The following is a 20,567-nucleotide window of genomic DNA, read 5'->3' as shown; positions in this document are numbered from 1 at the left end:
GGAGTAACGCTATGTGTGGCATTGTTGGCGCAGTCGCCGAACGTAATATCACTGCAATTTTGGTCGAAGGTCTCAAGCGCCTGGAGTACCGCGGTTATGACAGCGCCGGTGTGGCGGTATTCACCGAGGATGGGCTGCAGCGTCTCCGCCGTTCGGGCAAGGTCGCCGAGCTGGAGCAAGCCCTGGCCGGCGAACCGCTGATCGGCCGTCTGGGCATTGCCCACACCCGCTGGGCCACCCATGGCGCGCCCTGCGAGCGCAATGCCCACCCGCACTTCTCAGGTAAAGAGCCCGGCGATGAGTTGGCGGTGGTGCACAACGGCATCATCGAAAACCACGAAGCCTTGCGCGAGCGCCTGCAAGGTCTCGGCTATGTGTTCAGCTCGGATACCGACACCGAAACCATCGTTCACTTGTTGCACCACAAGCTCAAAGCGCACGCCGATCTGGCCGATGCACTGAAGGCGGCGATTCCCGAGTTGCACGGCGCTTATGGCCTGGCGGTGATCAGCGCCAAGCAGCCGGACCGCTTGCTGGCGGCCCGCAGTGGCAGCCCGCTGGTGATTGGTTTGGGCATGGGCGAAAACTTCTTGGCCTCCGACCAGCTGGCGCTACGGCAAGTGACCGACAGGTTCGTCTACCTGGAAGAAGGCGACATCGCCGAAATCCGCCGCGACAGCCTGCAGATTTGGGACGCCGCTGGGCAGTCCGTGCAACGCGAGCAGGTGCAATACCACGAAGGTGCCGAAGCCGCCGACAAGGGCGAGTTCCGGCACTTTATGCTCAAGGAAATTCACGAACAGCCCAAGGTCGTGCAACGCGCGCTGGAAGGCCGTTTAGGCGCGGACCATGTGCTCGTACAAGCCTTCGGCCCGCAAGCCGCCGAGCTGTTTGCCCAGGTCAAGAATGTACAGATAGTTGCCTGCGGCACCAGTTATCACGCCGGCATGGTCGCCCGTTACTGGCTGGAAGAACTGGCCGGGATTCCCTGCCAGATCGAAGTGGCCAGCGAGTTCCGCTACCGCAAGGTGGTGGTGCATCCAGACAGCCTGTTCGTCAGCATCTCCCAGTCCGGCGAAACCGCCGATACCTTGGCCGCCCTGCGCAACGCTAAAGAGCTGGGGTTTCTCAGCAGCCTGGCGATTTGCAACGTCGGCACCAGCTCCTTGGTGCGCGAGTCGGCTCTCACTTTGCTGACCCAAGCCGGCCCGGAAATTGGCGTGGCTTCGACCAAAGCCTTCACCACCCAGCTGGTGGCGTTGATGCTGTTGACCCTGTCGCTGGGTCAAGTGCGTGGCACTCTGAGCAAAGCGCTTGAAGCCGAACTGGTGGCCGAACTGCGCCGCCTGCCAACCCGTCTGGGTGAAGCGCTGGCGATGGACAAGACCATCGAGAAGCTCGCCGAGCTGTTCGCCGAGAAGCACCACACGCTGTTCCTCGGCCGCGGCGCACAATACCCGGTGGCGATGGAAGGCGCGCTGAAGCTCAAGGAAATCTCCTATATCCACGCCGAGGCTTACCCGGCCGGCGAGCTCAAGCATGGCCCCTTGGCCCTGGTCGACAGCGATATGCCGGTGGTCACAGTGGCGCCAAACAACGAGTTGCTGGAGAAGCTCAAGTCCAACCTGCAGGAAGTGCGCGCCCGTGGCGGTGAGTTGATTGTGTTTGCCGACCAGCAGGCCGGCATGCGCAATGGCGAGGGCACCCACGTGGTGAACATGCCGCACATCCACGATGCCCTGGCGCCGATTCTGTACACCATCCCGCTGCAGTTGCTGTCCTACTACGTCGCCATCCTCAAGGGCACCGACGTCGACCAGCCACGCAACTTGGCCAAGTCGGTGACGGTGGAATAAGGCGAACTAAAGTCCACAGCTGATCACCTACGATAAATAAAGATTGTCACGGGTGCTTTTTCTGCGCCGAGTAAGTACTTGTGGCGATTTTCCTCGTCCACAATCTCTCTACGAGGTTGTAATGCTGTCTCCGCTATACCCCGCAATGCGAGTCCGTTTCGCGGGGTACTCCCACTCAGTCAGCGATGCTCCTTGTGAAGCGTGGACACCTCCCGGTGGCTCACAACCTCTGGCACAAGTGGATCACTACCAGTGGGTTTTTGTGTAAAAAGTACCTATCGACAATGTGTCTATAGGTACCTTACTTCACCGTTTTTTAGGCTCGACGCTTAGATTTAATTGAACGATCTGAGCCGCCTTCAGCAACTTTGCTTCTTCGTTTCTGAGTTTCTATTCGGGTTTGTTCGATCCTTCGTTCACTACCGTTCTCAGCTATGGAGTTGACGATTGTTGCCCTGTCAATACGGAGCTGTCCTCCCAGGTGCTCACTACCGAAGTCACTAACTAGACGCATCTGACCAGCACTAACCTGGGTCGCGGTCAGTGAGATCAAGAGCAGCAATAACGAGTAGCTCAAGTTACGTGTGGTCATTTGGTCTTTCATGAACGATCTCCTCAAGAATAAACCTCTTCCATAAGCTGGGAGGGTTCCTGTGCTTATGAAATAGGTCAAGAGCGCTTTAGCAAGCGCTAGTGGGTAGTTCGGGGTCAGCGAAAACACAGTCGTAGTCGAAGGGTTTTTAAGGTTAAGATAACGACCGTTATGCTATGGTACGTAACGATCGTTGTCTATGCAAGATCGAGCTCGCTCGACCTGGAGAGGCCCATGAAGCGTATTGAACAAAAGATCTATACCCGCCAGCGAATCCTTGATGCAGCTGGCCGAGGTTTTCGGGTGGGCGGATTCGCTGGTTCTGGTGTTGATGGCATGGCAAAGGAGGCAGGGGTGACTTCAGGTGCTTTCTATACCCATTTCGCATCCAAAGCTGAAGCTTTTCGCGCCGCTGTCACCTTAGGGATGGAGGATCTCAAGGAGGGGATTCGCCAATTTCAAGCAATTCATGGCTCTGCCTGGTGGCCAGAGTTTGTGAGGTTTTACCTAGGTGAGAAGCGACAGTGCGCGCTTTCAGAGAGCTGTGGGTTGCAAAGTCTAGCGCCTGAGATGGCCAGATCTGATGAGTCATCACGGGCTGATTTTGAGAGCAGTTTAAGCGAGGTGGTCGAGATCATAGTGTCTGGACCCGTTTCGACGGGGGCACCTAAAAATGTCGAGATGGCCCTTATGGCTCTGGCGACCTTGGCGGGGGCTGTGACGCTTTGCCGAGCAGTTAATGACCCAATCATCGTGAACAAAATAGTAGAGGCAACCGAGCGGATTCTTTCTCAGAAAATTTCTGACTAGGTCATTTGCATCAGACCGGGCTGGGTAACAAATAAGCGGGTGATTTCGTTATTAAGGAGGTTTGGCGCTTAGGATGAGGGTTGTAGTCATTCGAGTCAGATTCACATACAGGCCTCTGATGGGCCGAAATGATCATGGATGATCGAAGATTTTCGGGATTAAGGATGAAAAATGAAGCTTCTTGACACAACTAGAAAGCCGGGACAAAAAATTGTCCTCGAATGGAAAGATGCATCTCCGGAATTAATAATGCGATGCCTCTTGGCCGAGGGAATTCGCATACGAGTTCTCAGTGTGGGGCGACACCTTGCACGAATCGTTATTCGTACCCCAGAGGGCATACTCGCGAGCCGAGCCGAACTGCTGGCAGTACCGTATTCAAGTGATAGAGAACACTGCTGCCTTGCACTGTCCCGCCGAGCAGGAGATGAAATCACAATCCTGCGAAGGGGCTCGTATGCTCCAGACGAGGCAGTTTTAGCCCTTCGTAATCACCGCATCGAGTTGGAAATTGCGGAGATCAAGAGCAATCAGGTTCGCATCCGGATCCGCGCAGCTCAGGAGCTTTATATCGTGAGAAGTGAACTGATTACGAGGGGCAGGCAACAACCGCCCAATCCATTTATCAGCAACAGCATTAGGTCGTCGCGCAAAGGAAACTCTGTGGTGCCGGCAAGTTGATGACCACCAGTGGAATCTACCGAATAGGTGAGAGACCGTGAGCCAATCAGACAAATTGATTCGCTTGCTAAATAGACCTCCCTTCAAGCCATCCGCTTCATTGCTGAATACTACTTCGGTTGCAGAACAGTCATGAAAAGCTCGCATTCATAGCGTATGAGTGTCCAGTGACTCAGCTCCAACCTGTGTTCTTGATGCGTTAGTCAGTATCGGATAATAAAATTAAAATTCATGGAAAACCTCTTGACGAGCGTGGGTTCCGCACATAAATTCGCGCTCATTGATAACGATCGTTATCAATGAGCGCGAGCGATGCTACCTCCAAGACTGAAGGTATCGATAGCCGCACACAGAGTTGCGTTAAGGGTTAACAATATGGAGGTTCCCATGCAAAGTTCGAACACGTACCACAACATGTCTCAGCAGAGTAAAGTGGATTTGCTGAAGTCGATTAGACACCTCGGTAACCTAGAGGATGTCGTCAAGGAAGCCTGTTCTAGCAAGAGCTCTCCGCTCTGGCAGGTTCTCCAAGAAAGTATCTTTGGTTTGAACACCCGCCTAATGACCAACGGTTTTGCGCTGGGTTCGTCACGAGCTGAGTTGGAATGGAAGGTCCGTAATATTGTCGAGCAGGCAGAGCAGCTGAATCTGCCAAAAGTCCAAATTCCAGAGCATCTCACAACGGCTGAAGTGTTTGTTGATTGGCTAAAAGGCCATATCAATGAGCATCGTGTAAACAGTCATGAGCTGTTTTACCTGTTCGATAATGACGATCTTAGCAATGAAGAAGTTCGTTACTTTTTGTCGAACTACCGAGTAAATATGCAGCGTTTCCACCTACATGTAGCGGCCTACAGCCTGTTCGTCCCATTCGAAATGCGTGAGGAACTTTACGAGAATCTGCATGACGAGTTCGGCCAAGGCGACTTCTCGCAAGCACATCCGAATCTCTTCGAACCGCTCATGAAGCATTACGGTGGTGCTAAAGAAGAAGACTGGAATCCAGAAACTTTCAATCTGTTGAACACCAAGATGAGCCTGTGCTGGTTCGCTGATGGGCTGCAATATGGCCTGGGTGGTATGGGCGCGCTCGAACTTACAATCCCCGCTCAGCAGCGCCGCATCTTGGCACACCTCCGTCGCTGTGGCTTGAGCGAGACGATGGTGAATTTCTTTGTGGTGCATTGCGAGCTGGACGAAGCTCATGGCGACGGTTGGTTTGCAGCGGGCCTGCCACACATCAATACCCGAGACGATTTCGAGAAAGTCTACATCGCAGCCATTCGCATGCTGGATGCTCGCGCTGGCGTCTATGACGGCATCCTTAACGGCATCATGAAGCGCCGGCGGAACAACAACCTGAAATTGGAACTTGAGAAACAATCCCGTCCGCAAAGCGTTGCCGTCCCAGCATAAAGCGTTCCCTGGTTAGGGCATCCGATAGGGAGGCGTCTGTTGAGGCTGATATTGGCCCTCGACAGACAATTCTCTTAATCAGCCTGGACTTCAAAAAGACCTCAAAGGCTCATGAAAGAAAGGATTCGTGGTATGGAGAAGTACGATATAGCGGTGATTGGAAGCGGCATGGGTGGAAGTGCCTGTGCAACGGTTCTGGCGAAGCTTGGATACACAGTGCTGATGCTGGAGCGAGGGAGTCACCCCCGATTCGCAATTGGTGAGTCAGCAACGCCTCTGATGAGCAAAAAAATCCGTTACCTGGGCGAAGCCTATGGGATTCCGGAGTTCGACGAGCTTTCGACCTACGACAAAATAAAAAAATCGGGCAACGCAATGCTTTGCGGGCCTAAAGAGCTGTTCCACTACTTTGTGCATAAGGCTGGTCAGGTCACGCCAGATCAGTTTGGCACTGTACCTGAAGTCATCGTGCAAACACCGGAGATCGATGTCCAATATTTCCGCGCGGACTCAGATAAGTATTTCGTTGATGTCTCTCAGCGCTACGGTGTCACCTATCTAGATCACACAAGTGTTGAAGATATCGAGTTCAGCGATGATGGAGTATCCATCAAATGCCTGCGAAATCAGCAACCTCTGGATTTTTTCTGTGACTTCGTGATCGATGGAACTGGTTTCAATTCGATAATCGGTAACAAGTTCAATCTGAAAATACAGGGTGACCAACTGGCTACCCCTCTTAAGAGCCGGAGTATCTTCACTCACTTCCGTGATATCGGAGACTTCGAGGAGGTTCTGAAGGCGAGTCCTTCTTTCGTAGACAGATCTCCAGTTCCGCGTTGCCGTGCAACCCAGCATCATTGCTTTGAAGGTGGTTGGCTTTGGTTCATTCCATTTGATGATGGGGTCACCAGTGTCGGGATCAATCTCGATATGGACCTGTTCCCTATGAACACCAAGGATGCTTCTGAAGAGTTCTGGGAGATCGTGAGTCGATACCCAATCGTTCATGAGCTTTTGAAGGGGCGCGAAGTTGTAAGGCCGTTCGTCAAGACAGGACGTCTTCAGTTCCTCAACGAACAAATGGTTGGCGATCGTTGGGCGATGTTGCCAGCCTCCGCGTATGGCTTAGATGCCTGGTTCAGTACCGGACTAGCTGTTTCATTCATAGCGATTCATCGTCTTGCGGAGATACTTCACAACGATGTTTTCCCAAAACGTCGGTTTGAACGCAACGTTCTGATTAACTATGAAGAAGCTCTGAAGAAAGAGTTCAATCATGTGTCCAAGATGGTCCATGGCATATACAAGAGCTTCAAACACTTCGATGTTTTCAAGCACTACGGCTTCCTGTGCTTTATGGGCTCTGAACACTACCTAGAGCATGGCGGAATTTACCGAGGTATGGATATGGACTTCCTGCTTCTGAGTGCTGGCGACCCTGCATTTGTCGAGAAATTTGATGCTGTGTATTCGAAAGTAATCGAGTACTCAACGCTCGATGCTGTTCCCGAAACTGAAATTGACGCTCTGAATATTTTCATTCGTGAAGATATGGCGCCTTACAATTTTCGTGGTTTCGGACGTCCTGAAATGCACGGTGTTCATCCTCGCCGAGTCATGGACGAAACAAAGATTCGAGCCAAGGTCGGACTGGCTGTCAGCTAATTTCTCGAATCGGCCTCATTTTCAATGCGGTCGATTATTTGGCCATCAACTTCAAATATGGGAAGAGCGACATGTCTCAAGATCAGCGGTTGTTTCGGAATCTGCTGGGTCGATTTGCAACAGGGGTCTGTGTCGTAGCAGCTGTAGGCGAACACAGGAAACCAATCGGGATGACGATTAATTCGTTTTCCTCGGCGTCGTTGTCTCCATCGTTAGTTCAGTGGAGCCTGAGGAAGGAGTGCATTGCATATAGACTTTTCTCGGATTTACGAGAATTTTCAATCAGCGTCCTTTCGGAAAATCAACTTGAAATTTCACGTCAATATGCAAAACCTGGAGATCATTTTCTGGGCGAGGCTGACTATGAAACTTCAGCGAATGGTGTTCCGTTTATTCGAGGTTCGATTGCGCACTTCGAATGTAGGCCGTGGCAGAAATACGAAGCTGGCGATCACGACATCTTCGTTAGCAGCGTAGATCGATTTGTAAGCGGAGAGCAAAATGAGCCTTTAGTTTTCTTCGAAGGAAACTATCGTTCGCTCTTGTTGATATAGGCTTTGACAGTGAAGGTGTTCGTCACTAATGGTGACGTTATATCTTCTGTGGGAAAATATTCAGCCTGTATCTGAGCCATGCTTTCTACAATTGTCGACTAATTAACTATAAGGATGTATAGATCATGCAAACAATGGGAACAACAGAAATATTCTTAATAGCGATGCTTATCATCCTAAGTTTACCCTTTCTAGTTTGGCGATACCTTAAAACTGATTATTTTGCCCCAATGGTTGTTGTGCAGATTGTGATGGGGATTTTGCTGGGACCTGGCCTTCTTGGCGCGCATTTTCCGGAGTATTACAATTTTGTTTTTAGTCCAACCATCCTTCAGAGCCTGAATGGAATTGCCTGGTGGGCAGTTATGCTGTTTGTCTTCATAGCGGGTCTAGAGTTGGACTTAACGAAGGCTTGGCAATATCGTCGCGAAAGTGGCATTACCGCAGGTTTCGCTCTGGGCACGCCGCTTATATTTGGTTGTGGTGTTGGGCTGCTACTGCTCCAGTATTCAGGCTGGATTGGTTCGGGAGCAAAGGATTGGCAGTTCGTCGTTGGGATTGGTATGTCTTGTGCAGTAACTGCATTGCCCATCCTGATTCTGCTACTAGAAAAGCTCGATTTGCTTCGAGAGCCGATTGGCCAGCGCATTATGCGCTACGCCAGTCTGGACGACATACTGATTTGGGCCGTCTTGGCTGTAGTACTACTCGACTGGGAGCGTATTGGTCGTCAGGCTATGTTTCTTAGTACTTTCGCTGTTGTTGCTTGGGGGTTCCGTAAGTTTCTGGCATCTATGCAGGAGACGGACCGTTGGTACTTCTCCCTTATGTGGCTGGTAGCTGTTGCCCTCGCCGCGGACTGGTCAGGATTGCACTACATGGTAGGAGCTTTCATGGCCGGCGCGGTGATTGATGCACACATGTTCGATCAAAAGCGTATGGACTTCCTGCGTCACAACGTCTTACTAATCATCATGCCGGTTTTCTTCCTCAGTACTGGGCTGAAAACTCACTGGGGCGTTGGTGGTATGTCTGTATTCCTCGTTTCAGCGATTCTCCTGATTGCTTCGGTATCCGGAAAACTACTGGGCGTTCGTATCGCTGGGAAAATACTGCGATGGGGAAAAGGGGAGGCTTCGGTCATTGGATGGCTGCTGCAGACCAAGGCACTGATCATGATCATTTTCTCCAATGTTCTTCTCGATAAGAACATAATCACGGCGGATACCTTCACTGCACTGTTGATCATGGCTGTTGCGAGCACAATGCTCACAGTGCCAATGGTTGCCCCCAAGATCGCAAGAGATTCAAACTTAGTTGCGAAATTGGGGTGACGTTTATCTTTTAAGGAATGGGGCCGTTCTATTAAGATAATAGATACGGCCTTGTTTGTTCCCGAGATTTTCTCTATGTATTGCGCAATGAATTCAGATGCGTGTGAGACAAAACGAGGTAGTGATGGAGTCGATTTTGAGTAAAGATGAAATCAAGCAGTTCGAATTAGCCAAAATGGCGACTGAAATTTCCTGCTGCGACTGGAGTCTCCTCGAAAAGGTCGCTCTTGTCTGTCGGATTTTATTTGAAGCTGGTCATGACAGTGGCTTATCTGGACAGATCAGTGCTCGAGTGAATAATGCTGAGTTCATTACGCAAAGCTTGGGCGTTGGCTTCGATGAGGTTTCGGTTTCCAATCTGTTAACCGTATCCAGTGAACTCAACGTGGTTTCAGGCAAAGGCATGCCAAATCCTGCGAACCGATTTCATAGCTGGATTTATGCGGCAAGACCTGATGTCAATTGTATCGTCCACACCCATCCGATCTATACCGCTGCGCTCTCCATGCTTGAGGTGCCACTTATCGTAGGACATACGGATAGCTGTGTGTTGTTCGATGAGGTCAATTTCCTGCCCAAATGGGATGGCATTCCAGTCGGCAATTCTGAGGGAGAGACAATCACGAAGGCGCTGGGCAGCAAGAAGGCTCTACTTCTGGGTCATCATGGGTTGGTTACTGTCGCCCGTAATGTAGAGGAGGCTTGCATTCTTGCACTGCAGTTCGAGCGAGCCGCACGACTCCAGCTAATGGCTATGTCCGCCGGACAGATAGTACCTATCGAATCAACACCTGCCGCTGAGGCCCATGACTGGCTACTACAGGAAAACCGTGTCAACGCGACATTTTCTTATTACGCGCGGCGGGCTCTTCGTGTGGATTCATCTTGTTTGTCCTGATAACCAATCATTCCCTGTAAAGCAGGAGTCGCAGAATGTTAACTTTCTATTATAACCTCGCTCCAAATCCGATGAAGGTCGCGCTATTCCTTGAAGAAAGCGGTCTTGATTATTTACCTGTACCGATTGATACCCGTAAAGGTGAGCAACATACCCTTGATTACAAAAGCATCAACCCTAATGCGAAGGTTCCTGCGTTGATTGATGGCGATGTGACGATTTTCGATAGCAACGCTATCCTGTTGTATTTGGCCGAAAAAACTGGTCTGTTCCTGCCTGATAACACAGCCGTATTACGGGGCGAAGCACTTTCTTGGCTAATGTTCATCGCAAGTGGAGTCGGCCCGTTCACTGGTCAGGCGATTCACTTCAAGCACTTCGCGCCAGAAAAGTGTGAGTACTCGATAAATCGATATGACTTTGAGGCGTGGAGGCATTGGAAGATCCTCGATGAGCGCCTTTCAAAGAGCACTTATATGATTGGCACTACTTATAGTTTTGTCGACATAGCTCTATGGGGCTGGTGCCGAGCGGCGACGTTTGCCCTCGGTGACGAGGCCTGGAATTTGCTTCCCAATGTGAAGCGGTTGTTTGATGAAATCAACCAGCGCCCTGCGGTTGCACGAGTAACTGCATTGGCAAACAGCACGGCACTCAAGAAAGAAATGGATAGTGAGGCCTTGCAGGCACTATTTCCACAGAACACCAGGCTAAAACGTTGATTTATTCAAACTGGTTCTTTCCGTTTGCGTGAGCCGGCGCAGCAATATCTTTTATGCTGCTAAAATCGACACTGATTATCTGGAGATTTGAATGCGAACAAAGACCACTTCACATAGCATTTTTGGGCTACCTAAGGTTCCATCTAGATTCGTCGGTTTTGTAATGCCGCTGATCCTTTCGATATTTATGACGTGCATTGTGTCGTTAATTTGTACGCTGAGTACTGTCGAGATTACTAGCAAGTTCTTCCGGATCTGGATGGGGGCATGGGGTCTCTCATGGGTTGCTGCCTTCCCGACGTTGCTGTTGATTTTACCGGTGGTACGAAAACTAACAGCAGCGATTGTGGATTAGAAGAAAATTCCACTTCGGACAAGTGCTGATTTTAGGGTGAATTACCAAAAGAGAATTACTTATTAGCTGCATTACTTTTAGGTATTAACTTTCTTAATATATTGCTCGGCATGAAACTTAAATCCAAGGTAAGTAGATATAACAATAAGTACACCCCCTCCAGGCTATAAACTAGAGTGGAAAATCTACTGCACACTGCACACTGCACACTGCACACTGCAGGATGCACGGGCCGATGTGTTCGATTACATCGAGATGTTTTACAACCCGAAACGCCGGCACGGTTTCAACAACCAGCTATCCCCGGTAGAGTTTGAGAAGCGACATTTATTGAACTTGGAAAATGTCTAGGATATCCGGGACGATTCAGGCTGTTGTTGTGGGGTTAGATAATTACATATGTTGATTGAGCGCTAGTCTCGTGGTACTTACGTGCCAAGTCATGGCTCAACAAAAATTCCCAACCTGCAGACGGTTTAAATTTCAGATATTAACTTGTGAATTTCTGCTTCCAATACGTTTTTCTTAACTTTTCCAGTCGCAGTTTTAGGCAGTGTAGTTTCAAAGTAAAAGGCTGGCACTTTAAACTCCGGAAGAGTTTTTCTACAGAATGCTGAAACATCCTCTTGGTTGATTAGCGCTGCAGAGTCCTTCTCGTAGAAAGCAATGATTGCAGGGTTAGCCCCACGTTTGCCGACAACAGCTATATCCCGAATACCAGGAAATTGAGCTATCACGTTCTCGATTTCAATTGATGATATGTTTTCCCATCCATACGCGGTTTCAACAAAAATGAGGTCCTTGATTCGGTCTTTTATCTCAAGGTATCCATCTGGGTGAATTACAGCGATATCACCGCTGCAGAACCACCCATGTTTGAAGGCCTTGGCTGTTGCCTCGGGGTTGTTGAAGTATCCGAGTGCTACTGAGTTCCCGCTCATGACAACCTCGCCAAGCGAACGACCATCCCATCCGACGTCGTCAAAGTTGTCATCAACAACGCGTAAGCCCACACCGGCATGAAGAGCGGGTATTCCTTGGCGGAGCCGTTTCTCAGCCTGCTGATCAAGACTGATGTCATCCCATTCGTCCGCAGGCTCGCAGACGACAAAGGGGCCACATGTTTCGCTTAATCCGTACTGGTGGATAAGGTCTACGCCTTGTTTGATCGCAAATTTAACCAAGTCAGGCGTGGGGGCCGATCCACCGGTCAGAACTGTGAGCCCATTGAGCACACTATCCTCGTGCCCCGGGCCAATAATATGGCGCAGTATTCTTGGTGCACCTGCTATGTGAGTAGCTCCCGCTTCAGCAACACGTTTAGCAAGACCTTCGTAATCTAGTCCAGCTGAGGCGATATCAACCACCTGTGGTGCTGATGCTGCGACAGCAGCCCACATATGGCCCCAACCATTGACGTGGAACATCGGTAGTGACCAGAAATACCTCGACTTACGGGTTAGCCCAAGCATTGCGGTCTGCCCCATTGCGTGCAGGTAGGCCGCTCTGTGGCTGTACATCACGCCTTTTGGCTCACCTGTGGTTCCAGAGGTGAAGTTGATCGCAATGCCGGCGTTTTCATCAGTGATCGATAGATCCAGAGCCAAGTCAGAGTCGAACTGATTCTGGGTCGATTCAAAGATGAAGGTCTCTGGATCAACGATGAGCGGCTCATTGCCATCGTCCAAGATAAGTACCGTACGACAGTTCGTGCCCTTTACGATTCTTCTGGCTTGCTGGTAAGTATCCGTATTCACCAGCAAGACTTGAGTGCCACTGAAGGTAATTTGCTTGGCAATATCGCTGCTGGGCAACCACGGGTTGAAAGCGACAATCATTGCCCCCGTAGCCGGGATTCCGTAGTGAGCTTCGATTGATAGCAACGAGTTATGTGCCAACAAACCAACTCGATCTCCGGAGGAGACGCCCAGGCTACGGAGCATGCTTGCCATGCGCCGCGACCGGTGCAACATCTCCCCAAAACTCACGGTTCGATTTGACAGGACTACAGCCGGCATTCCCGGCCGATAACGTCCAGCCCTTTCGAGGAAGGTGAGTGGTGATAGGTTGGTAAAGCAGTGCGAATTGTTCATTCGAATATCCAGGTCCCTTTGGATCGTGGTCTTTCAAGTCAACTCAGTCGCGAATCAGGACTTGGCAAGTTGTTCAGATATCGACTCCACGCCATGAATTGCACAAGCCTCGTCCTTATCACCACCTGGTGCGCCGCCAACACCCAGCGAACCGACGATTTCCCCGCCGATTTTGATTGCTGCTGCACCTGGGAGTAGGGCGATATTCGGGACGGTAAGAAATGATGCCTCAGCGGGCTTACCGTTGAAGTTTTTGGCAATTTCAGAGCTCGTATTGAAGCCGAAGATCGGCCCTAGTGTTACCACGGTATAGGCCTTGCGGAAGGCTGTATCTTTGGTGTGTACGGTGCTGTCATCGCCCTTGAGAAGAACTTTCATTTCACCAGCGCCATCAACCACTGCAGCGGTGACGTGATATCCACTTGCTTCGCAATGTTGGACCGCGCTTTGAGCTGCTCGCTCAGCAAGTTCGAGGGATAGATTTTTCCCTTCTGCCAATGCGACTGAGCTCAAAAGAAGAGAAGCAACGAGGACTGGATATTTCATGTTTGATCTCCAAGTGGTCATTGACCGGATTGAGACTCTGATTGAAATCAGAATGTTTTGGTTTTGAGGTCGATGGACTCTAGGTACTTAACCAGAGCTGTTCTGTCGTATTCGGAGGTAAGCGCGTCGGGCTGATCTGTTAACCCTGCACGACGATGCTTCTCGTCATGCAATACACACCTCAGAGTCTCGCAAGCCCCATTGTGGTAGTAAGGTTGCACGCTGTAGGTACCCAAGATTGAGGAAACGTTATATCCGTTACCTCTGCCGTCACCGTTGTGATCAATACCAAGCGCCTTCAATTCGTTATTGTCTCGTTCGATCCCGCCTATTTGCGGATATCCCGGAATCGAATTGCCTGAGCCATCGACATTCAGACTGTAGGATCCGATGTCCTTAAGGAATCGAGCCAGATACTGTGCTTGGTTTACTCCAGCAGCTCCGAACTCGGAGGCGATCTCTTCGAGCATTGGGGGCGACACGAAGTCCTTACGGCTGGTCGTCCACTTCGCACCGCCATGACAGTTTATGCAGCCTGCATTCTCGAAAATCAGCTTTCCTGCAGTGACCTGTTGGTCGTCAACTCCACCGGTGGGATCGGCCCCTACGGCTAACAGTTTGTTGCGGGTCATTGGGCGGTTCGGGGTTCGAACGGCGCTTTGCTGCCACTCAATCAGGGCATCATGGGCTTTTACTTTCACGTTGCTGCCTGGAAGCTGAACGAATGGCTGTGGGCGGCGTGCATTAGGCATGATGAATGCGGTCAGGACGCATGCAGCCGTTTCGAAATTGTCCCATTCACCGAGGATCAAGCCGTGACCAGGGTCGACAGTGCTTTCTCGAATTTCCACGAAAGGTTCAGTGATCACACATGGCTGTGGTGACGGTAGTGGCCCAGCACTGGAGACAAGTCGCGTGTTGAAGTCAGCGTCCTCAACCTCATCGAAAATCGCGGAGGCGTTGATGATTCGCTGATCCTTAGGATTGTTGTGTGCAAATGTCCCGTTGATTGGAAGCGTCTTGCGAGGTCCTGTAGCGAATTGCCAAACGACTCCGTCGGTCAGGCCCTCGGAATGACAGCTCGCACAGTTCTGCCGGCCCTTATCTGAAAGTCGGTTACGACTAGATCCCAGGCTTCCAGGGACAGCAACGAAATTCCCACGTGAAGAGAAGAACATCTCGGCCCCGATCAGGACTCGCTCTTCCTTTGAGTTCGGCACTGGCAAATCTTCGGCCTGGACTACGGTAGCAACACGGTCTTTCAGTAAATCGACAACCGATACGTTCCGTGAGACGTAGTTGTAAACATATGCCTTGTTACCGGCGTTGTTGATAACCATGCCAATGGGGTTTTTGCCCGCACTCTTACCGCTGGTTCCGGGATTGTCAGGGTCGTTCAAATCGATGTAGCGGGTAGTGTCTTGGTCGACGGTGAATTCGAGGCCGCCCTCGGAGTTGACTTTAAGCTTCACCAATATGTCACTACCGGCTGAAGCGACATATGCGTATCCAGCCCCAGTTGGGGTAGTGAAATCAATTGCACTAGGGTTCGCGAAGTAGAGCTCTGGCTTTCCGTCTTCCGGATTTCGGCCGCCCAAATGAAGGTTTATATAGCTCCCGTCCTGGCCTTGGCCACTAACATCATTGATGACGTTCACGAAGGCCTGGGTAGTGGTATTGAACTTCGATGGGCCAGTCGGCGATGCCGCGATATTAGGAAGGTAAGCCTTGCCGTCACGAATACTGATGTTTTCCAGCTGGTTGGGAAACGCATAGGTGGTTCGCCCCTTGATATCTGTCACCCCGGTCTCTTGAGACTGAATATGAGTAACCCTGGCATTGAACAGACCAACGCTGCCTGCTACACGGGTGTCGATATCGAGGCTACAGACGATCCCCTCTTTTCCTCGATCGTCACGCTGAACCCCGTTCGTAGTGGTGAACGAGAACATGCGAGTGACTAAGAGAGTCGTACTGTCGGAAGAAACCGCCAGGGTACCTGGTTGGAAATGCCGCTCTCTATCGCCCACGTTGCAAGCGCTATTTCTCAGGTCGAAAGACCCTATGAGCTTTCTGTTTCGTGCATTGATGACCGTGATCGTGTCCTGGCTTCGATTGGAGACAAATACACGCTTCCCGTCGGGCGAGATCACCACGCTACGTGGCTCTGCTCCCGTCACGATCTGGCCTTTGCGACCTAGCTGAGAGTCGAGAGTCGCTGAGAACTTATCAGGGTTCTTGTTATCAACTTTGATCACTGACACCGAGTTGCTAATCGCATTCGCGACGAAAACATGCTTTCCATCAGGGGAAATGGCGAGACTTCGTGGTTCGTCTCCGACCTTAAGCTTGGAAACTACTTGGTTGATGTCAGTGCGAATGACGGTTACGGAGTCGTTGTCCGGGCTGACAACCCACAGTAGCTTGTTGTCTGCGGTTAGAGCGATTGGGCTAGATCTAGTTGACTCACTGTATGAGGCGATCTGGTCGCTAGGTTCTTTGGCAGAAGTATCGCCAGTATCGACATCTTGCGCGGCCGAGCTGACCGTGGAGATTGATGCTGCCAAAACTGCGCAGACCGGTAACCAAAAAACTGATTTGTGGCTTTTGTTCCGAGGGGGTACGTGCACGGGCATGGATAATCTTCCTGATTATTTGGGTAACAGTCTTACATCCATTGAAGCTCACGCTGCATCGACAACAGCCGAGCTAACAATCGTTCCGCATCAACCAAAAAAAGCTGCATTTCACTCTTTAGATATCGATCGTTATCCAATCATGCTGTATTGCTCTTGTCTATGTCAATGAATCTTCTGTGAACATTCAAGTCACCAGGGGAGTCCAGCCCGTGATCAATCTCTCAGGACACACCTTTGGTGTGATTCCAGATTGAGTGGCGATTAGCTTATTCGTAGACAGGTACAAGGAGGGGCCTTGTCACTATGTTTAGGGTGTGGACTCTCTATGGGCTGGAGTGAGACTCACACAGGGGGGGATGACTGAGTAGTGGTTCACTTTCGGCCAGCCTGGCCTTGCATGTCACCCGACTGTAATTGACTTCTTTCGTCCGGCACTATTAGTCTAAATTGGATAGCTATCGTTACCTATTGGGATTCCCTTCTAGGCGCTATCACAGGCTAAGCGGTAGTAATCGCTTAGGACTCACGGTTTTCAGCCCCTAAGAAAGGAATCAAGAATGTCGAAAAATCTGATAGGCCAGCACGTGCAGCTAGCACGTTCATGGAGTCACGCTTCTCGCTCTGCAGTTCTTGCGCTAACAGCTGCTAGCGCTATTTTATTCGCAGCATCTAGTCACGCTGACTTTTACATCAGCAGCTTCGGCACTAATGAACTGATGCGCTTTGACGAAAACAGCGGCGCGTTTCTAGGCGTAGTTGCGAACGTCAATGGTCCGTTTGCATCGCAGATTGGCTTTAAAGGCGATCTCTATTTATCTAGCCACAATACTGGTGAGGTACTACGTTTCGACAGCATCACTGGTCAGTCAAAAGGCGTTTTCATCAAGGCCCATGAAGGTGGTCTGACGAACCCTACAGCCCCAAACTTCGGCCCTGATGGCAAGGTTTATGTGGGTGACTTGGCCACCAACCGAGTCTTGCGGTACGACAGTAACGGTAAGTTTTTGGATGTATTCGCTGATGGGACAACCAGCGACCTGAACGGGCCGTTCATGATGTCGTTCGATGCCAATACGATGTTCATTGCTAGTGGCTACACGAACAGCATTCTGCGCTATGACTTGAAAACAAAGGAGTTCATGGGGGCTTTCGCCAAGCCGGGCAGCGGTGGGCTGAATCTCCCGGTGGGGCTTGAATTTGGGCCTGACGGCAACCTCTATGCAAGTAGCGCTAACTCTAATGAGATCTTGCGTTTCAATGGCAAGACCGGTGAGTTCATAGACAAGTTTGCACCTGCAGGGAGCGGGGGCATGAGCAGTCCTAGGGCGATCCGCTTCGGTGGGGCAAATACCGATCTCTATGTAATCAGCCTGAACACTAACGAAGTCCTTCAGTTTGACCGCGAGACAGGTGCTTTCGTCCGTGCTGTAGCGACTGCTAAGGACAGCGGAATGTACAAGTCACGCGGCCTCACGTTCACTCCGCGTCCTGAACTCTTCGTATACGCAAATGTCGTCAAACGTAATGATGAGGCTCTATTGCCCGAGGAGGCCTACCGTCGCCGGCATATTTATGTGCCTATCGATGTTGAGATGCGCGTGAAGGATTTCCGCGACTCATCACCGAAAATCAAGCTGGAATCCATCGTTTCCTCTGATCCTAGTGTGATCATCGAGCACGCAGTCAAAGGTGCTCACTACGGGAAGGAGGACTACCACTTCAAGCTCGACTTCAAGAACCTCAGTGGCGTTGAGCAAAAGTACACGATTACCTATCGAGCGTTTAACAAGGATGGCATGAGTGCCATTGCCACCACGACGGTAGCCGTTCAGCCGATGTGATTGATCGCAGGTAGGCACGCACCAAGCATGCCTACCTGTGCCTAAAGTACGGGGGCAGTATGACGACAACTGACAGGCAATCGACCAATGAGGTGACTGCTAAGCGACGAATTCTGCACACCATGTTGCGGGTCGGCGATATGCAGGCATCGATTGATTTCTACACGCGAGCTCTGGGTATGTCTCTCATTCGACAGTTCGACAACCCTGAGAAAGAGTATCAACTTACCTTCATGGGCTTCGGTCCAGAAGAGCGAAATACAGTGATTGAGCTTACCTACAACTATGGGGTTTCTCATTACGAGAAAGGCCGAGTTTTTGGGCACATAGCCATCGGTGTAGATGACTGCGCCAAAGCTTGCGAACAAGTTAGAGACTGTCAGGGGGCTGTGGTGAGAGAGCCTGGACCCTTGGAGGGGGGGGAGGAATTTATCGCCTTCGTCCAGGACCCCGATGGAAACCTCATCGAGTTCATTCAACGATCCGCAGATTGGTTTCTCTGAAGCGCAGCGGCTTCAAGATTGAGTGAGGATTGAGGGCTGGCAGTTTCTTTGCCAAGGCTTGATTAGATCCTGACGACAGATATTTTCTGTGATTTTTGATCATTCTTTCTTCTAGGCTAGATGGTAGATCACGACTGAAAACCAACAGGGAACCTCAGCGAGAATGAATGCTTGACCATTAAGATAACGATCGCTATCTTAATGGTTCCGAACACACACGCATGAATGGAGATATGCCATGCCGCTTACATTGACAGTATCTGAAGGTGTTATTCCGAAAGGCAAAGAGAACGAGGTTTTCAAAGGTCTCTGCGACTCTATGCTGAAATGGCATGGTCTGACCGGCAATAAGGTGATGACCCCAAACGTTGTTGGGACTCTGAACGTCGTGCCTCAAGGGTTTTCATACGCCGGTGGCGAGCAAAGCCATGTGGCTTTCGTTGAGTGGAAAGTACCGGGCTTCGCTTTTGCGAACCGTGAAATCCAAGAGGGCTATGTCTCGGAAGCGACTGACCTTTTGCACGAAATTTCTGAAGGTAAGCTGCCCAAGGAAAACATCTGGGTGAACGTGTTGCACGCTGTTGATGGTGCCTGGGGCATTTCCGGCCAGGCTATGACCAATGACCAGCTGAAAGTTGCCATCTCTCAGGGCTGATGCACTTGGCCGAGTAGAGATATGTCCCGCCCTGGGATTGGGTTGACACTAAGTTAGTGCCGGGGCGGAGACATAACAATGTGATTACTTTATTGACTGCACAGCCCCCGTCCTTGATCTCCCCCTTCCCCTTCCCCTTCAGATTTTTGTGAGCCTTGGGATACGTTCACTGATGACTGAGCTGCTTGATACTAGCCAGGATGGATTTTGATATCTCTGCCGCGGTTTTCTCGGATCGAGCAGACCTCGCTAAAACGACTCCACCAATCATCAACGCGATGATCGCCCATGACAGCCGACGGCGTGTCCGTCCATGAGTTTGCAGACCGTCGGAAATTGTGTCGACGATTTTGAGTATTTCGACTTCGTAGAGCTGCTGAGTTTCTTCATCTGTACGAGGAACCTCGGATGACAGCGTTGGCAGAGCGCAACCACCTTGCATCGGGAGTAAGGAGCTGCATTCGGGCTCAGCGGTAGGCTTTGGCAAGCTGAAGTACCAGCCTGTGAATATGCCTAGCCACTTATTGCCGTTCGCGCGCTGGCTTTCTCCAATAGCGTTACGCAGTATGCCAAGGCCCTCGGAGAGGACCATGCGGAAAGCTTCTGATTTGGAATTGAAATGCCCATAAAAAGCTCCTGAAGTTACGTTGGCCGCTTTCGCTATGCTGTCAACGCCAATACCGTTGTAGCCAGATGCTCTGAAGCTAGACAGCGCGGCATTGAGGATCTTGTTCCTAGTTTCTTCCTTATGTTCCTTTGGATAGCGCATAACGCTCCCCCTCACAGTTCAATAATTCATTCGCGAATAAGGACGTAACGTTTCGGCGGTAAGCGCCGCAACAGCCTCGGAGACACGTCCAACGAGCAGGCTCGCCCCATCAAGGGGCCGCAGGATACAAGTCAAGTTAGTTGCAGGACATTGAGGACAGGGTGCCGTTCGTCGAGTTGCCTGTTGGATCGGGTATTAAATGAAGCTTGGCGGACGCCCATATGCTTGATCTACCGCTGGCCGACCCTGGTCGGCTTGAATCGATCTCCATGGTAGCGGAGTTCCGCGATGACTTGGCAATAACTGCCGGCGCAGTCAATTTATTTAGCCGCCTTGAATGTCACATTTAATTAGGTGTATCGCCGACACTGACTCATCAAAACGATATGCCTGAATCGACCCTAGGGGGCGTTCTCAATCAGGCCAGCCATATGACGACTGATACAAGGCTCAGCATCGACTGGTAGTTTCTTGCCGGTCGTTCATACCTAGTAGCGATACGGCGGTACTGCTTCAGTTTCTGGAAAAAACGCTCCACCAGATTACGTGCCTTGTAGATATGTCGATCCAGCTTTCGAGGCTTCAGACGACTCCCTCTTGAGGGGATGACGGCTTCAGCCCCATTGCGCTGTATC

At 50.8% G+C, this 20,567-nt stretch carries 18 protein-coding genes and 1 pseudogene; 14 read left to right on the top strand and 5 right to left on the bottom strand.

Going from position 1 to position 20,567, the window contains the following annotated elements; genetic code table 11:
- Window positions 1-11 precede the first annotated feature (11 nt).
- The 11 genes and pseudogenes from glmS to Q8R10_RS14405 form a co-directional block, all read left to right on the top strand.
- On the top strand, window positions 12-1,856 hold the full coding sequence (glmS, locus tag Q8R10_RS14450; RefSeq protein WP_305654543.1) for a glutamine--fructose-6-phosphate transaminase (isomerizing): 1,845 nt from the start codon (window positions 12-14) through the stop codon (window positions 1,854-1,856).
- A gap of 826 nt (window positions 1,857-2,682) precedes the next feature.
- Entirely contained in the window at window positions 2,683-3,258 is a 576-nt protein-coding gene (locus Q8R10_RS14445; protein ID WP_305654542.1) for a TetR/AcrR family transcriptional regulator, read from the top strand.
- Window positions 3,259-3,429: 171 nt separating this feature from the next.
- Entirely contained in the window at window positions 3,430-3,939 is a 510-nt protein-coding gene (locus Q8R10_RS20915; protein ID WP_371133347.1) for a carbon storage regulator, read from the top strand.
- Between the two features lie 387 nt (window positions 3,940-4,326).
- The gene (locus tag Q8R10_RS14440; protein WP_305654541.1) at window positions 4,327-5,355 is read left to right on the top strand and encodes an iron-containing redox enzyme family protein; all 1,029 of its coding nucleotides are present in this window, start codon (window positions 4,327-4,329) and stop codon (window positions 5,353-5,355) included.
- Between the two features lie 132 nt (window positions 5,356-5,487).
- On the top strand, window positions 5,488-7,023 hold the full coding sequence (locus Q8R10_RS14435; RefSeq protein ID WP_305654540.1) for an NAD(P)/FAD-dependent oxidoreductase: 1,536 nt from the start codon (window positions 5,488-5,490) through the stop codon (window positions 7,021-7,023).
- Between the two features lie 71 nt (window positions 7,024-7,094).
- Complete coding sequence (locus Q8R10_RS14430) at window positions 7,095-7,577, top strand: flavin reductase family protein (protein WP_305654539.1); 483 nt, start codon at window positions 7,095-7,097, stop codon at window positions 7,575-7,577.
- A gap of 125 nt (window positions 7,578-7,702) precedes the next feature.
- Complete coding sequence (locus tag Q8R10_RS14425) at window positions 7,703-8,911, top strand: cation:proton antiporter (RefSeq protein ID WP_305654538.1); 1,209 nt, start codon at window positions 7,703-7,705, stop codon at window positions 8,909-8,911.
- 136 nt (window positions 8,912-9,047) lie between these two features.
- Window positions 9,048-9,809, top strand: a complete 762-nt coding sequence (locus Q8R10_RS14420; RefSeq protein WP_371133346.1) for an aldolase — start codon at window positions 9,048-9,050, stop codon at window positions 9,807-9,809.
- A gap of 35 nt (window positions 9,810-9,844) precedes the next feature.
- Window positions 9,845-10,531, top strand: a complete 687-nt coding sequence (locus Q8R10_RS14415) for a glutathione S-transferase family protein (protein WP_305654536.1) — start codon at window positions 9,845-9,847, stop codon at window positions 10,529-10,531.
- A gap of 91 nt (window positions 10,532-10,622) precedes the next feature.
- Complete coding sequence (locus Q8R10_RS14410) at window positions 10,623-10,886, top strand: DUF2798 domain-containing protein (RefSeq protein ID WP_371133345.1); 264 nt, start codon at window positions 10,623-10,625, stop codon at window positions 10,884-10,886.
- Between the two features lie 219 nt (window positions 10,887-11,105).
- A pseudogene (locus Q8R10_RS14405) lies at window positions 11,106-11,237 on the top strand (IS3 family transposase); the annotation flags it as partial.
- Between the two features lie 125 nt (window positions 11,238-11,362).
- On the opposite strand, the gene Q8R10_RS14400 reads toward Q8R10_RS14405, so the two are convergent.
- From Q8R10_RS14400 to Q8R10_RS14390, 3 genes are read right to left on the bottom strand one after another with little or no spacing between them, the layout of a single operon-like run.
- A complete protein-coding gene (locus Q8R10_RS14400) occupies window positions 11,363-12,979 on the bottom strand; it encodes an AMP-binding protein (protein WP_305654534.1) in 1,617 nt (538 codons plus the stop codon).
- Window positions 12,980-13,033: 54 nt separating this feature from the next.
- The gene (locus Q8R10_RS14395) at window positions 13,034-13,525 is read right to left on the bottom strand and encodes a heme-binding protein (RefSeq protein WP_305654533.1); all 492 of its coding nucleotides are present in this window, start codon (window positions 13,523-13,525) and stop codon (window positions 13,034-13,036) included.
- A gap of 47 nt (window positions 13,526-13,572) precedes the next feature.
- Window positions 13,573-16,161 carry a YncE family protein gene (locus Q8R10_RS14390; RefSeq protein WP_305654532.1) on the bottom strand — a complete coding sequence of 863 codons (2,589 nt, stop codon included), beginning with the start codon at window positions 16,159-16,161 and terminating at the stop codon, window positions 13,573-13,575.
- Between the two features lie 560 nt (window positions 16,162-16,721).
- Between Q8R10_RS14390 and Q8R10_RS14385 the strand changes: the two genes are divergently transcribed.
- The 3 genes from Q8R10_RS14385 to Q8R10_RS14375 all read left to right on the top strand — a co-directional run bounded on the left by Q8R10_RS14385 (window position 16,722) and on the right by Q8R10_RS14375 (window position 19,163).
- Complete coding sequence (locus tag Q8R10_RS14385) at window positions 16,722-18,005, top strand: hypothetical protein (protein ID WP_305654531.1); 1,284 nt, start codon at window positions 16,722-16,724, stop codon at window positions 18,003-18,005.
- A gap of 59 nt (window positions 18,006-18,064) precedes the next feature.
- Window positions 18,065-18,508, top strand: coding sequence for a lactoylglutathione lyase (gloA, locus tag Q8R10_RS14380; protein ID WP_305654530.1), 444 nt, complete (start codon window positions 18,065-18,067; stop codon window positions 18,506-18,508).
- Between the two features lie 238 nt (window positions 18,509-18,746).
- Window positions 18,747-19,163, top strand: a complete 417-nt coding sequence (locus tag Q8R10_RS14375; protein WP_305654529.1) for a 4-oxalocrotonate tautomerase — start codon at window positions 18,747-18,749, stop codon at window positions 19,161-19,163.
- Window positions 19,164-19,329: 166 nt separating this feature from the next.
- On the opposite strand, the gene Q8R10_RS14370 is transcribed toward Q8R10_RS14375, so the two are convergent.
- Both Q8R10_RS14370 and Q8R10_RS14365 read right to left on the bottom strand, forming a co-directional pair.
- Window positions 19,330-19,932, bottom strand: a complete 603-nt coding sequence (locus tag Q8R10_RS14370) for a TetR/AcrR family transcriptional regulator (RefSeq protein WP_305654528.1) — start codon at window positions 19,930-19,932, stop codon at window positions 19,330-19,332.
- Between the two features lie 418 nt (window positions 19,933-20,350).
- Window positions 20,351-20,567 (bottom strand): transposase (locus tag Q8R10_RS14365; protein ID WP_305654527.1); only part of this gene is annotated, 217 nt, incomplete at its 5' end.

This window comes from Pseudomonas sp. (genome assembly GCF_030698175.1).
Lineage (GTDB): Bacteria > Pseudomonadota > Gammaproteobacteria > Pseudomonadales > Pseudomonadaceae > Aquipseudomonas.
The sequence above is the reverse complement of the archived record's forward strand: the minus strand, read 5'-3'. Positions and strand labels throughout refer to the sequence as shown.

Bases quoted from the DNA above. Each gene is read 5' to 3' on its own strand.
- Q8R10_RS20915 (WP_371133347.1), top strand. From the start codon at position 3,430: ATGAAGCTTCTTGACACAACTAGAAAGCCGGGACAAAAAATTGTCCTC.
- Q8R10_RS14435 (WP_305654540.1), top strand. From the start codon at position 5,488: ATGGAGAAGTACGATATAGCGGTGATTGGAAGCGGCATGGGTGGAAGT.
- Q8R10_RS14400 (WP_305654534.1), bottom strand. From the start codon at position 12,979: ATGAACAATTCGCACTGCTTTACCAACCTATCACCACTCACCTTCCTC.
- glmS (WP_305654543.1), top strand. From the start codon at position 12: ATGTGTGGCATTGTTGGCGCAGTCGCCGAACGTAATATCACTGCAATT.
- Q8R10_RS14390 (WP_305654532.1), bottom strand. From the start codon at position 16,161: ATGCCCGTGCACGTACCCCCTCGGAACAAAAGCCACAAATCAGTTTTT.
- Q8R10_RS14415 (WP_305654536.1), top strand. From the start codon at position 9,845: ATGTTAACTTTCTATTATAACCTCGCTCCAAATCCGATGAAGGTCGCG.
- Q8R10_RS14395 (WP_305654533.1), bottom strand. From the start codon at position 13,525: ATGAAATATCCAGTCCTCGTTGCTTCTCTTCTTTTGAGCTCAGTCGCA.
- Q8R10_RS14430 (WP_305654539.1), top strand. From the start codon at position 7,095: ATGTCTCAAGATCAGCGGTTGTTTCGGAATCTGCTGGGTCGATTTGCA.
- Q8R10_RS14385 (WP_305654531.1), top strand. From the start codon at position 16,722: ATGTCGAAAAATCTGATAGGCCAGCACGTGCAGCTAGCACGTTCATGG.
- gloA (WP_305654530.1), top strand. From the start codon at position 18,065: ATGACGACAACTGACAGGCAATCGACCAATGAGGTGACTGCTAAGCGA.
- Q8R10_RS14410 (WP_371133345.1), top strand. From the start codon at position 10,623: ATGCGAACAAAGACCACTTCACATAGCATTTTTGGGCTACCTAAGGTT.
- Q8R10_RS14425 (WP_305654538.1), top strand. From the start codon at position 7,703: ATGCAAACAATGGGAACAACAGAAATATTCTTAATAGCGATGCTTATC.
- Q8R10_RS14375 (WP_305654529.1), top strand. From the start codon at position 18,747: ATGCCGCTTACATTGACAGTATCTGAAGGTGTTATTCCGAAAGGCAAA.
- Q8R10_RS14370 (WP_305654528.1), bottom strand. From the start codon at position 19,932: ATGCGCTATCCAAAGGAACATAAGGAAGAAACTAGGAACAAGATCCTC.
- Q8R10_RS14445 (WP_305654542.1), top strand. From the start codon at position 2,683: ATGAAGCGTATTGAACAAAAGATCTATACCCGCCAGCGAATCCTTGAT.
- Q8R10_RS14440 (WP_305654541.1), top strand. From the start codon at position 4,327: ATGCAAAGTTCGAACACGTACCACAACATGTCTCAGCAGAGTAAAGTG.